The organism is Chromobacterium sp., from assembly GCF_041912965.1.
Lineage (GTDB): Bacteria > Pseudomonadota > Gammaproteobacteria > Burkholderiales > Chromobacteriaceae > Chromobacterium > Chromobacterium aquaticum.
Genome location: NZ_JAYSGF010000071.1, coordinates 1 through 12,799 on the forward strand (window position 1 = coordinate 1; position 12,799 = coordinate 12,799).

Below are 12,799 nucleotides of genomic sequence, written 5' to 3' on the forward strand. Positions count from 1 at the left end.
GCTTTCCTGGCTCTATTGCTCCGGAGATCGTAAACAGGTTCTAAGAACCTGTTCAAAGCCTGCTGCGTATCAGCGAACCGGTTCCGGGCGCGCGATGCCGCCTCAGCCCGGCAGGAAGGCGGTGGCCTCGATCTCGAACAGCATGCCGTCCAGCGCCAGCCGCGGCACCGGGATCAGCGTGCAGGCCGGCGTCGGTAGCGTGCCCCAGGCGGCGCTCAGCAGCGCGCCGAAGGCGTGCAGCCGCGCCTCGCTATGATCGACGATCAATACAGTCAGCTTGGCGACATGGGCGAGATCGGCGCCGCCGGCGGCCAGCGCGGTGCGCAGATTGGCCAGCGCCTGGCTGACCTGGGCTTCGAAGCCGTCGGCCAGTTCGCCGGCGGCGTTCTCGCCGCCCTGGCCGGCCACCAGCAGCATGCGGCTGCCGGCGTCGACGCTGGCCAGGTGGGAATAGCCATTGGGCGCCGGGTCGTAGAGTCCGGCGGGATTGCTCAGGCGGAAGGGAACTGCTTTGCTCATCTGCTCTCTCCTGTGGTTTGCCGGGCGGCGCGGCTGGTGCCGCCTCGGGATCAACGGGTTTGCGCGGCGACGGCGGCCGGGCTTTGCATCGCCGCGGTGTAACCCTGCGGCGCGAAGCGGCGGGTCAGCACCAGCAGGCCGGCGATCAGCAGCGCCAGGCACAGCCAGGCCAGATTGAAGCTGGCGGTGGCGTCGCGAATCCAGCCGGCGGCGAAGGGCGCCACCGCGGCGATCAGATAGCCTATGCCCTGCACGAAAGCCGACAGCTGGCCGGCGTTGCGCGCGTCTTCATAATGATGCAGCGTCAGAATCATGGTCAGCGGGAACAGGCCGCCCACGCCCAGGCCCAGCAGCGCCACCCACAGCAGCAGCAAGCCGCCATGCGGCGCCAGCACCATGCCCAGCAAGCCGGCCAGCACCGCCAGCAGCACCAGGGTCAGCCAGCCGCGCATATCGTGGCTGCGCGCCGACAACAACGGGATGGTCAGGCCGGACACCACTTCCATGCCGGTCATGAAGCTGAGCATCAGGCCGCCTTGCTGCGGGCTCCAGCCCAATTGCACGAACAAGGCCGGCAGCCAGGCCAGCGAACTGGCGTAGACCGCGGTGCCGATGCCGAAATAAAAGGCCAGCAGCCAGGCGCGCGGAATCCGGCTGAATTGCGGCGCGCGAGCGGCGGAGCCGCCGCCATGGCCGCCGCGCGGCGCGCTCAGCAGCCAGCACGGCAGCGCCAGCGCCGCCAGCGCGGCCCAGACGGCCAGCCCGTTCTGCCAATGCGCGCTATGCGCGGCCAGCCACGGCGCGCCGGCGGCGGCCAGGGAAGCGCCGCCCATGATGGCGGTGATGTAGAAGCCCATCAGCGCCGAAACCTTGTGCGGGAAATACTGCTTGATGAAGCCGGGAATCAGCGCCTGGGCCAGCGCGATGCCGATGCCGGCCATCAGCGCGGTGGCCAGCAGCGCGCCAAAGCTGGCCGGCAGCCAGCGCAGCGCGCTGGACAAGAGAATCAGCAGCAGGGCGATGACCACGCCCTGGCGCGCGCCGGTGCGGCGCTCCAGCCAACTGCCGAGGAAGGCGCCGGCGCCCATGGTGGCCACTGGCAGCGTGGTCAGCAGCGAGGCGTCGCTGAAGCTCATGCCGGTGGCGTGGCGCAGCTGGTCCAGCAAGGGACCGATGGCGGCGAGGGCGGGGCGCAGGTTCAGGCCGACGAGGATGATGGACAGCGCCAGCCATAGCGGGCGCTGAACGGAGGTGTCTTGCTTCATGAGGTTGGGCTTTCGGTGGGGGCGGTGTGTGACGAGGAGGCCTGCGCTTCTCCGGGGAAGCTTTGCAGCCATTGGCTCAGCAGCGCGGCCAGCTGTTCGCGCTGCGGCGCGGCCAAGGCGGCCAGCGCGGCTTCCTGGGTGGCGATGTGGGCGCTCATCGCGCGCTCTATCAGTTCCAGTCCGGCCGGGCTCAGACGGATCAGCATGCCGCGGCGGTCATTGGGATCGGGGTGGCGTTCCACCCAGCCGGCGCTCTCCAGCCGGTCCAGCCGCTTGCTGACCGCGCCTGAGGTCAGCAGCAGCGTGGTGTACAGCATGGTGGGCGATAGCTGGTAGGGCGCGCCGGCGCGGCGCAGCGTGGCCAGCACGTCGAATTCGCCATCCTTGAGCCCGAAGCGGGCGAAGTTGTCGGCCAGCGCGCGCTCCACATGGGTGACCAGCCGCGCCAGCCGGCCGATGACGCCTATGCTGGCGCTGTCGAGGTCGGGCCGCTCCCGCCGCCACTGGGAAATGATGGTGTCGATTTTGTCCATGGGGAGCGATTATGTCATGGATATGTATTCCTGGGAAGATATTTCACATAAAGTATCTTTATATAAAAATATATGAGCGGAATCTAAGAGCCTGTTTACGATCTCGCGAGCTAGGGCGAGACAAGGCGTTGCGGCTGAGAAAGCGGAGTGCGCCGGTGGCGCATGAGCATTCTGAAGTGGCTTTCACCGTGTCACATCTCACTCAGCGCAGCAGATTTTAAACGGGTTCTCAGCCGTCCGCCTGCAACCAGGCGGACTTGAAATCGAACCAGCCCAGGCTGTTGAGGCGCACGCCTTGCATCTGGGCCGGACCTTGCAGCCGCAGCCAGTTGTGGAACAGCGGCAGCATCCAGCGCTGCTGGACCACGGCGGCGGACAGGTCCTGCGCGCGGAACAGGCCCTGGCGCCAGCCTTGCTGCCACTGCGTCAGCGGCAGCGCCGGCTCCAGGCAGCGGCGCAGCAGCGGGGTGCCCAGCACCCAGGCGGCCACCGAGTATTCCGGCCGGGTGGCGAAGTTGACCGAGCCCAGCCACAGATCGGCCTCTCCATGGCCTTGCTCCCAGTCGGCATAGGGCAGCGCGCGGCATTCCAGCTCCACGCCATGGGGCCGCAGGCAGCGCGCCATCGCGGCTGCGATCAGTTGGTATTCCGGGTGCTGTTCGTAATAGGCCAGCCGCAGCGCGCGCAGGCCGTCCGGCGGTGGCTGGTTCAGGGCCGGCTGGGCGTGGTGCCAATTGGGCAGCAGGCCGGCGGCCGGCGCCCAGTATTGGCGCACCGCCGGCGCGGTTTCCTGGATCACGGCCAGCGGCGCCAGCGTCTGGGCCAGCCAATCGCGCAGCGCGGCATCGTGCAGCCGCGGCGAGCGGCCGTCGGCGAGCAGGAAATAGACGCCGGATTCCAGCACCATTTCGGTCTGCATGCTGGGCTCGCGCGGATTGATGCGCACTTCCAGGCTGCAAACCTGGCCATTGCCGTGCTCCAGTTGTTCGCCCAGCTCCGGCATCATCCAGATGTCCACCTGATCCAGCAGCGCGCGGTAGCCGAAGTAGTCGTCGAAGGCCTGCAGGCACAGCTGGTGCCGAGTATTGGCGGCGACGCGGTAAGGGCCGGTGCCCACCGGGCGCGAGGCGAAGTCGGCGCGCGCGGCGTGGTCGGCCGGCAGGATCAGCGCGGCGCTGTCGGCCAGCAGCCAGGGCAGCCATTGGTCGGGCTCGCTCAATTCCAGCGCCAGGCTGCGCGGCGACAAGGGCCGCACAGCTTGCAGATGGGAGAACAGCGGCAGCGCGCGCAAGCGCAGCAGCGAGGCCTGGACATCGGCGACGCTGAGTTCGCCGCCATCGTGCCAGCGCACAGCCGGGCGCAGATGGAAATGCCATTCCAGCGGGCTCTGCTGGCTCCAGTGGTGGGCGAGATCACCTTCCACTTCCCCTTTTTCCTCATTTATCCGGCTCAGGCCGTTGAAGATCTGACCAACCAGATGGCGTTCGGAGCGGCGCAGCGGCGTGCCGGGGTAGAGATTGGGCAACGGGCGGTAATAGGGCACGCCCAGCACTTGGCGATTCTGGTTCCAGCGCTTGCCCAGCCGCGCCAGCAGCAAGGGCGCCAACTCGTCGCGGTCATCGCCCAGCAGGTCCACCGCCTGTTCCACCCGGCCCTGTTCCAGCAATTGCGCGGCGCGCTCGCGCTGCAGTTGTTCCGGCGCTTGCAGAAAGCTCAACCGCGAGCGCATGCCGCGGCCGGCTTGCGCCTGCCACGCTATCCAGCCTTGCGCTTGCATCTGCTGCAGCAGGCTGCGCATGTGGCGGCGGGTGCAGAACAGCAGGTCGGCCAGCTGTTGCAGCGAGACCGCCTCGGCCTGGCCGGCGAAGTGTTGGTGGAGTTTCTGATACTGCTGGGCGAGCCGCGCGGACATAAGAGGAAGTTTCCTGATTGAAAGTCAGCAATTTTTATTGCCTCATATTGCGCCGACAATACTCGCATCCATAGCGGGAGTCCACAGCGATGAAAACCGATCCGATCTTCTTGTTTTACCAGCGCTTTCTCGACGGCAAAAAGCCGGTGTTCGGCCTGACGCCGCAGGCGGCGCTGGACAGCTTGAACGAGCTGATGCAATGGCAGCCGCCGACGGATGGCGGCGCAGAAAAAAAGCCGGGCGAACCCGGCTTGGAAGGTACTGAGGAGAACGAGGGAATTCAGCATCCGTTCAAAGTCTGACGAGCCAGCGCCAGACTTTGAAGCGGTTCTCAGCGCAGGTAAGGCAGGTAGGGCGCCTCCTCGCGAATGGCGTAAGTCTTGCCTCCCAAAGTCACGCTGAAATTGCGCGGGCCGGAAATCGGCAGGTAGTAGACCACGGCCAGGCTGACGCTCTGGCCCGGCGCCAGCGACTGCCATGACGGCAGCTTGACCGAGACGCGATGGGCATCGCCCTTCAGGCCGCCGATATTGTTGCCGCTATGGCCGACGCTGATCACCTTGAGCCCGAAGCCGGACTGGTCGGCGAAGTTGGACGGCGCCGAAGTGGGCACGTCGAACTGGAACTCGGTGCCGCCGGGCAGGCTGCTGCCGGAGCGGTTGGTGATGGTCAGCTTGGGGTTGATCGGATAATTGCTGTCGCCCAGCGCGAAACCGTCCAGCGCGAAGCCGACATCGATGGCGGCGGTGGCGGCTGGAGCGGCGGCGGCCGGCTTGACGCTGACGGTGGCCGGCTTGCTGAAGGCGTTGTACAGCAGGCTGGTCAGCGTGGTGCCGATGAAGTACTCGCCCTTGCCGCCGTTGCGGTCCTGTTTCCAGTCGTAGTCGCCGGCCAGTTCCCAGAACATCACGCCGCCGACGTTGTTGGCGTCGACCCAGGCGGCTTTCTTGGCGATGGACTGCTCATCCTCGGTGGACAGGAATACCTTCTTGCCGGCGTTCCACAACCACGGCGCGCTCAGGGTGTCGTTGTAGAAACGCTGATAGCTGCCGTTGAGCTGGTTTTCCGGCTTGCTCGGGTCCAGGTAGGCGGACAGATAGCTGCCGGCCTGGTTCTTCTCCAGGTTCTTGGCATGCCACATCGGGTTGGAGCCGGCGCCCACTTCACGGCCCTGTTCGTCCAGGTCGTGCCACAGATTGTCTATGCCCACCGCGCCGTCGCCGCAGGTTTTCAGGCCGGTTGGGCAGTTGCCGCCCACCGAAGTGCCCCACAGGCCGTTGCTGCCGCCGTTGACGTTTTTCCAGCCGCGGGTGTAGTAGGGCACGCCGATATTGACGCGCGCCGCCGGCAGGCCGCCGCGATAGTAGTGATAGGACCAATCGGTGTTCAGATAGCCGATGCCGCCGTATTGCGCGGTGGTGTACACGCTCCAGCGCGCCAGCTCGGCGTCCTTGCCGTCGTCGTAGAGCGCGGCGTTGGGGCCGACGAATTCGTTCCAGGCGCCGTGCAGGTCATAGGACATCACATTGACGAAGTCGAAGTAGCGCAGGCTGCGGAAGGCTTCCATGCCGCGCAGCAGGTAGCCGGAGGCCGGCACCGCGGCGGTGAGCTGGTAGTAGCGGCCGTCCTGGGCGGCGGCGCGGTCCAGGCGATCGCGCAGCGTTTGCGCGAGAACATTGAAGCCCTTGTTCAGCGCGCCGCGGCGGGCGTTGGCCACCGTCCAGTCCAGCGGATTACCGGCGTCGTTCATCGAGGTCGGATACTCGAAGTCGATGTCCACGCCGTCGAAGCCGTATTTGCGCAGGAAGGCGACGGCGGAATCGGCGAAGGCGTTGATGCCGGCCTGGTTGACGCTGCCGTCGGCGTTGATGGTCATGCTGTAGAAGCCGCCGCTGTTGACGCGCTTGCCGTCGGCGTCGAAGTAGCCGCCGGTTTCGGCCCAGCCGCCCACCGAGACCAGGGTCTTGACGCCCGGGTATTTGCGCTTGTACTGGGTCAGCAGATTGAAATGGCCCTTATAGGGCAGGCTGGCGTCCATTTCCGCGCCGGGCACGCCGGGCCAGCTCATGTCGGTGGCAGGGTTGCCGGGGTTGTTCTCGCCGACGGACAGCCGGTTGTTGCCGTCGACATGGGCGAAGGCGTAGTTGATGTGGGTGAGCTTGCCCCAGGGGATGTCGCTGGCGAGATAGGCCGGCTGGCCGTTCTTGCCGGTGCGCCAGCTGGTGAAATAGCCGATCAGCCGCTTGCGGCTGCCATTGGCCAGCTGCTCGGCGCCGCCTTTCTGATAGACCGCGCAATAGGGCACGTCGACGCCGTCGGTGCGCGCCAGGCCTTCCGGCTGGCACAGCGCGTTGCCGGTGGGCGGCGGCACTTGCACCAGCGGCGGATCGCTCGGGTTGCCGCCGCCGCCGTCGCACTGGCCTATCAATTTCCACGGACTGGCGTCGTTGGCGGCGGGCGCATTGCCCTGGGTCCACCATTTGGCTTGCCAGGTCTGGCCCTGGTAGCTGACGCGCTGGCCGCCGGTGTAGATCGAGCTGGCGCTCCAGGCCGGATCGGTGCAGCTGGCGGCCGCGGTTTTGATCAGGCCGTCGCGCGCGGCGGGTGCCGACGCCTTGGCCGTGGTGGGGGCGTGCTGGGCGACCAGCAAGGCGGCGCCGGCCATGGCGGTGCCGGCCAGGCCGGTTTTCAGCAGCAGTAGGGCTTTGCTCACTGTCCATCTCCTTCTTGGAAAAAGGCGGGGCGGAAGGCCGGCGCGGCGCGCCGACTTGTATTCAAGTTGTATTAAAGTTGTATGTAAGTGGTATTGGGCTTAAGCATGTGAACAGAAATGCTAATGACGCACCTGTTCTTTTTTTCAGGTGCGTTTGTCATGGTCTCTGCTAGCGACGAGGCCTTGGTCGGAAGAGGAAATGTCTGGAATGCGCGCCGCAACTGGCGCAACGGGCCGAGAGGCCTGGATCGTGCTCCGCCTTAGTGCGGCGCAGCAAACGAGGGCTTGCGGCGGGATGTGAATAATGACTTTGGCGCGGGATTGTGGCGCGCGCGTCAGCGTTTAGCGTCTCAGAGTCGGTTCAACGTCTCGCGAGCTAGCGCGAGGCAAGGCGAAAACGAGCGAAAAAGCGGAATGTACAGGTGGTACATGAGCATTTTGAGCTTGGTTTCAACGCCCATTTCTATCCATCCCGCCGACGCGCAGCAGATCGTAAACAGGTTCTCAGGGCTTGAGCGGCGGCCGCGTCGGCGCCGAACGGCTGACGCCGGCCGGATGCTTGGGCGCGGGCAGCAGGCCCTGGCTCAGCAGGTGCAGGGCCAGCCAGGCCAGCGCCAGCGCGCCCAGCAGCGCGGCGATGAACACCAGGGGCTTGCCGAGCGCTTCGATGGCGTTGGCATCGCGCTGCGCGGCCGGCTTTGCTTTGGCTGCCGGCGCGAGGGGGGGCGTTTCGGGCGGCGTGGCGACCGGGGCGAGGACGGGCGCAGTGATGGAGGCCGGGCTGGGTGGCAGACTGGCTGCGGGCGTAGCTTCCGTGAGAAGAATCGGGCGCGGCGCGGCATCGCCCAGACGGTCCAGCCGTTCGGCCAGCCGCGCCCACGGCCGCCACGGCGGCAGCGGCGCGAGCGTCGCCCGCTGGCGGCGGATGATGCGGCTCTGGCACAGCACATAGCCGGCGGCCAATAGCGGCAGCGCCAGGTGCAGGCCCGGCGACTGGCTGTCCACCCAATCGGCGTACAGCGGATCAGCGGCGATCAGCTGACCGGCCAGCGCGCCGAGCACGGCGCCGGCCAGCGGCGTCAGCAGCGGGTATTCGTCCAGCAGCCGGCCCAGCAGCAGGCTGCCGAACATCAGCAGCGGAATGCTCAGCAACAGGCCCAGCAGCAGCAAGGCCAGGCTGCCCTGGGCCACGGCGGCCAGCGCCAGCACATTGTCCAGGCTCAGGCTCAGGTCCGCCAGCACGATGATGGCGATGGCGGAGGCCAGCCGCGGCGTGGCTGCTTGCTCGGCCGGGGGCGCCTCGTCGCCCAAGAGCAGCTTGACGGCGATGGCCAGCAACAGCAGGCCGCCCAGCAGCTTGAGCAAGGGCCATTGCAGCAGCAGCCCGGTCAGCGCGGTCAGCAGCAGGCGCAGCGACACCGCGCCGGCGGTGCCCAGCAGCATCGCGCGGCGGCGCAGCGCCGGCGGCAGGCCACGGCAGGCCAGCGCGATCACCAGCGCGTTGTCGCCGCTGAGCATCAGGTCGAGAAAGGCGATTTGCAGTACTTGTCCCAGGCTGTGGGAGAAGAAATCGGCATCCATGGCAAGTCCTTATCCGGCGCCGAGCGCGCCGGCCAGTCCGGCATACAGGCTGAAGCCGGCGGTCAGCGCCAATGCCAGCGCCAGCACGCCGGCGTAAGCGCCGCGCGGCCGCAGCGCGCCGCGCAGTTCCGAACGCGCCAGCCAGTAGAGAAAGCCCAGCGTGACCGGCAGCAGCACGGCGTTGACCACGCCGCTGGCCAGGGAGAGCCGGATCAGGTTGACGCCGGAGGAGACCAGCAGCGCGCCGGCCAGCAGCATCAGCCCGAAACAGCCGTAGAACCACGGCGCCTGCCGCGGATGCTCGGCCAGGGAATGGCGGCGGCCGCTGGCCTCGCCCAAGGCCCAGGCCGCGCTCAGGCAGACGACGATGGTGGCCACCAGCGCGCCGCCGGCCAGCGCCAGCGCGAACAACAGCCGGCCGTATATCGGGCCCAGCAAGCGGCCGAAACCGTCGGCCAATTGGACCACGCTGTCCAGCGATTGGCCGCCGTGGCCGCCGCCGAAGGCCTGGGCCGCGGCGATCAGAATGGCGGCGGTGATCAACTGGCACAGCGCCGCGCCCAGCAGGGTGTCCAGCCGCGCGGCTTTCAGGTCGGCCTGGCCCAGGCCCTTGTCCAGCAGCGCCGACTGTTGATAGAAAATGGTCCACGGCATGATGCAGGTGCCGATATTGGCGGCGGCCAGGTAGAGAAAGTCATGGTCGCGCCATGGCAGGTGATGCAGCTGCGCCAGCAGCACCGCCGGTTCCGGCCGCGCGAGCCAGGCTTCGGCGAGGAAGGCGAGCTCGAACACGCCGAGGGCGATGGCGACGCGCTCCACCGAGCGGTAGCTGCCGGTGGCCACCATCAGGAAAATCAGCAGCGCCAGCAGGGACACGCTTTGCCAGGGCGGCACGCCCAGCATCTCGCCGATGCCGGCCAGGCCGCTGAGCTGGGTGAGCAGGGCACCGAAGCAACTGATCAGCAGCGTGGCGGTGCTGAGCCAGGACGCCGCGCGGCCGAAGCGCCGCAACACCAGTTCGCCATAGCCCTTGCCGGTGCCCAGGGCCAGCCTTATCGTCAGCTCCTGCGCCAGATAGAGCAGCGGAATCAGCAGCAAGAGCAGCGGCAGCATGCGCAAGCCCCAGCGCGCGCCGCTCTGGGCGGAAGCGATGACGCTGCCGGTCTCGGTGTCGGCCAGCATCACCACCAGGCCGGGGCCGACGGCGGCGAGGAAATGCCTGAACCGCTGCGTCAGCGGCCGCGCGGCGGCGGTGTGAACGCCGTTCACGGTTTGCCGCCGGCGGGACCGGACTTGAAGTCGCGCAGCAGCGCCGAGTCCGGCGACAGCACCAGGGTGGGCGCGGAGTCGGACAGCGAGTGGCGATAGGTTTGCAGCGAACGGTAGAATTTGTAGAACTTGGGGTCCTTGCCGAAGGCCTGGGCCAGGATGCGGTTGGCGTCGGCGTCGGCTTCGCCGTGGGTGATCGCGCTCTGGCGCTGCGCTTCGGACAGGATCACGGTGCGGTCGCGCTCGGCCCTGGCCTGGATCTGCTGCGCCCATTCCGCGCCCTGGGCGCGCAATTCCTTGGCTTCTTGCTGGCGGGACGATTTCATCCGGTCGTAGATGGCCTGGCTGGTTTCCAGCGGCAGGTCGGCGCGGTGCAACTGCACCTCGGTGACTTCCAGGCCCAGCGGCTTGGCGCGCGCGGCCACTTCCTGCTGGATGCGGCGCAGGATGGCGGCGCGTTCCGGCGACAGCAGCGCCTTGAGCATTTCCTTGCCCAGTTCGCGGCGCAGGGAGGTGCTGACCAGTTGGCCCAGTTGGGCGCGCGCCTGTTCCTCGGTGCGCAGCGCCTGATAGAAGCGCAGCGCGCTGGCGATGCGGTAATGGGTGTAGGTTTCCACTTCCAGCCGTTTTTCGTCGCCCAGGATCACTTGCTCCGGCGGCGGCGCCAGCGTTTGCAGCCGGGTGTCGTAGTACTGGACGCTGTCCACCAGCGGCAGCTTGACTTTAAGTCCGGGCTGCTCGTCCACGTCCACCGGCGCGCCCAGGCGCACCACCAGCGCTTTCTGTCCTTCGCCCAGGGTGTAGAAACAGGTGGACAGCAGCCACAGGCCCGCCAGCGCCGCCAGCGCGCCCGCGCCGCGCCATTGCCGCTTCATCAGCGTTTCTCCTTGTCTTTGGCCTTGTCCTGCAAGGACATATAGGGCACCACGCCGGACATGCCCTTGCCGGATGAGTCCACGATGACCTTGCCGGCCTTTTTCAGCACCTCGTCCATGCTTTCCAGATACAGCCGCCAGGCGGTGACGTCCTTGGCCTGGGCATAGCTTTGATAGATGGAATCGAAGCGCTTGGCTTCGCCTTGCGCCAGGTTGACCACCTGGCTGCGATAGGCCTCGGCCTCCTGATGGATGCGCTCGGCTTCGCCGCGCGCCTTGGGAATGATGTCGTTGCTATAGGCCTGGGCCTCGTTGCGCGCGCGTTCCTGATCGGCGCGGGCGCGCTGCACATCGTTGAAGGCGTCTATCACCGCGGCGGGCGGGTCGACGCGCTGCAATTGCACCTGGGTGAGCAAGATGCCGGCCTGTTCGGCGTCCAGCCGCTGCTGCAGCAGCGCGCGGGCCTCGTCCGCCACTTGCTGGCGGCGGTTGGACATCGCCGCCTGGATCTGGGTGTGGGAGATCACATCGCGCAGCGCGCCCTCGGCGGCGATGCGCAGCGATTCCTCGGGCTTGTTGACGCGGAACAGGAACTGGCCGGCGTCCTTGATGCGCCAGAACACCGCGGCGTCGGCCTCGACGATGTTTTCGTCGCCGGTCAGCATCTGTTTTTCGCGCGGGTCGGGGGTGTTGGTCGGCGCGCCGTCGTAGAGATTGCCCAGCCGTAGCTGATTGATCTGGGTGACCTTGGGCAGCAGCACGCTGTCCACCGGCCAGGGCAGGTGGTAGTGCAGGCCCGGCGCGGTGGTGTCGCTCCATTTGCCGAGGCGGACGACGACGCCTTGCTCGTCCGGCTGCACCCGGTAGACGCCGGAGGCCAGCCAAGCAAGGGCGACGACGCCCAGCAACAGCTTGCCGCCCTGGCCGCCCATGCCCATCAGGTCCAGCCAATGCCGGACGCGCAGCCTGAGCTGACGCAGGGAGAAATCGCCGGAGTCGCTGGGGGCGGTCGGGGGTAGGGAGGGCATGGGCCGGGCTCGCGAGTCTTGTTGTCTGTCCCCTGCCTTAACGTGTTTGATGCAAATGGGTTGACCGCGCTTGGGCGGCAAGGCTTGAAATCGGCGCGGCCGCGCCGAGGAGCGGGAGGCGCTTTACGCTCCCGCGAGCGAGATCGTAAACAGGTTCTTAGTCGAAGCTGAAGCGGCTGCCGGCGGCTATGCCTTGCTGGCCGGCCAGCGCGTGGCGGGCGTAGCCGGTGCAGTGGCAGGCGTGCAGGCGCTCGGCGCCCAGGCGCTGGAAATAGCGGCGCGTCTGCCAGACGCGCCACGGATTGGCGCTGCGCAGGTGGAAACCGCCTATCACCGCGCGGACGCGCGGCTCGGCGCAGACTTCGCGCGCGTAGTCGACGATATGGCGGATGCCGGAGTGGGCGCAGCCGCTGAAGATGATCAGGCCTTGCTCGCTGCGGCAGACCAGGGCCGAGTCGTCGGCCACCGGGTCCGGCCGGTGGCCGCGCGCATCCAGCAGCTGGCCCAGGGTGCCACGGCCCTCGGCGTGGCGTTGCCGCGGAATCTGGCCCAGGAAGACATAGCGGTCGGCGAAGGTGTGCGGCCCGGCGTGTAGCTGCAGCTCAAAGCTGGCTTGCAGATCGGCTTCGTTCAGCGGCGAGCCCAGCTTGCGCAGCGTGATCGGCCCCAGCCGCGCTTCGCGCGCTCGGAAGGCCCCGGGATGGGCCAGCAGCGGCAGCGGCGCAGCCGCGCGCTCGCGCAGCAGTCGGCTTAAGGCCGGAAGGCCGCCGCTGTGGTCGTAATGGCCGTGCGACAGCACCACCCGGCTCAGCGTGGCGAGGTCGACGCCCAGCCGGCTGGCGTTGTATAGCAGCGCGTCGCTGCGGCCGGTATCGAACAGGATGCGTTCTTCGCCGTCCTCGATCAGCAAGGCCAGACCGGCTTCGGCGATCAAGTCCGGGCGCAGGCTGTGGTTTTCCGCCAGTACGGTGACGCGCATCGCTTATTGTCCGCGCATGAACAGCTTGTCCAGCTCGCGCATGGACAGCCGGGTCCAGGTGGGACGGCCATGGTTGCACTGGCCGGAGCGCTCGGTGGCTTCCATGTCGCGCAGCAGCGCGTTCA

11 protein-coding genes are annotated in these 12,799 nt (G+C 67.5%); 1 reads left to right on the forward strand and 10 read right to left on the reverse strand.

Features of this window, described 5'->3' with window-relative positions; all coding sequences use genetic code 11:
- Positions 1-102: 102 nt before the first annotated feature.
- From ACE3QM_RS22065 to sgrR, 4 genes are all read right to left on the reverse strand, one after another.
- Positions 103-519 carry a RidA family protein gene (locus ACE3QM_RS22065; protein ID WP_374424902.1) on the reverse strand — a complete coding sequence of 139 codons (417 nt, stop codon included), beginning with the start codon at positions 517-519 and terminating at the stop codon, positions 103-105.
- 50 nt (positions 520-569) lie between these two features.
- Positions 570-1,784, reverse strand: a complete 1,215-nt coding sequence (locus ACE3QM_RS22070) for a cyanate transporter (protein WP_374424904.1) — start codon at positions 1,782-1,784, stop codon at positions 570-572.
- A complete protein-coding gene (locus tag ACE3QM_RS22075) occupies positions 1,781-2,317 on the reverse strand; it encodes a MarR family winged helix-turn-helix transcriptional regulator (RefSeq protein WP_374424906.1) in 537 nt (178 codons plus the stop codon). Before ACE3QM_RS22075 ends, ACE3QM_RS22070 begins: the two co-directional genes overlap by 4 nt.
- Positions 2,318-2,546: 229 nt before the next feature.
- Entirely contained in the window at positions 2,547-4,229 is a 1,683-nt protein-coding gene (sgrR, locus tag ACE3QM_RS22080) for an HTH-type transcriptional regulator SgrR (RefSeq protein ID WP_374424908.1), read from the reverse strand.
- Positions 4,230-4,318: 89 nt separating this feature from the next.
- On the opposite strand from sgrR, the gene ACE3QM_RS22085 reads away from it, so the two are divergent.
- Entirely contained in the window at positions 4,319-4,531 is a 213-nt protein-coding gene (locus ACE3QM_RS22085; protein ID WP_374424910.1) for a hypothetical protein, read from the forward strand.
- Between the two features lie 29 nt (positions 4,532-4,560).
- On the opposite strand, the gene ACE3QM_RS22090 is transcribed toward ACE3QM_RS22085, so the two are convergent.
- The 6 genes from ACE3QM_RS22090 to ACE3QM_RS22115 all read right to left on the reverse strand — a co-directional run bounded on the left by ACE3QM_RS22090 (position 4,561) and on the right by ACE3QM_RS22115 (position 12,674).
- The gene (locus ACE3QM_RS22090) at positions 4,561-6,942 is read right to left on the reverse strand and encodes a glycosyl hydrolase family 18 protein (protein ID WP_374424912.1); all 2,382 of its coding nucleotides are present in this window, start codon (positions 6,940-6,942) and stop codon (positions 4,561-4,563) included.
- Between the two features lie 504 nt (positions 6,943-7,446).
- Complete coding sequence (locus tag ACE3QM_RS22095) at positions 7,447-8,523, reverse strand: YjbE family putative metal transport protein (RefSeq protein WP_374424914.1); 1,077 nt, start codon at positions 8,521-8,523, stop codon at positions 7,447-7,449.
- Between the two features lie 9 nt (positions 8,524-8,532).
- Positions 8,533-9,792 (reverse strand): NRAMP family divalent metal transporter, encoded by a 1,260-nt coding sequence (locus ACE3QM_RS22100; RefSeq protein WP_374424916.1) that lies wholly within the window; start codon positions 9,790-9,792, stop codon positions 8,533-8,535.
- On the reverse strand, positions 9,789-10,667 hold the full coding sequence (gene hflC, locus ACE3QM_RS22105) for a protease modulator HflC (protein ID WP_374424918.1): 879 nt from the start codon (positions 10,665-10,667) through the stop codon (positions 9,789-9,791). The genes ACE3QM_RS22100 and hflC overlap by 4 nt, the downstream gene beginning before the upstream one ends.
- Positions 10,667-11,695 (reverse strand): FtsH protease activity modulator HflK, encoded by a 1,029-nt coding sequence (gene hflK, locus ACE3QM_RS22110; protein ID WP_374424920.1) that lies wholly within the window; start codon positions 11,693-11,695, stop codon positions 10,667-10,669. Before hflK ends, hflC begins: the two co-directional genes overlap by 1 nt.
- Positions 11,696-11,852: 157 nt before the next feature.
- Entirely contained in the window at positions 11,853-12,674 is an 822-nt protein-coding gene (locus ACE3QM_RS22115) for an MBL fold metallo-hydrolase (protein WP_374424922.1), read from the reverse strand.
- Positions 12,675-12,799 lie beyond the last annotated feature (125 nt).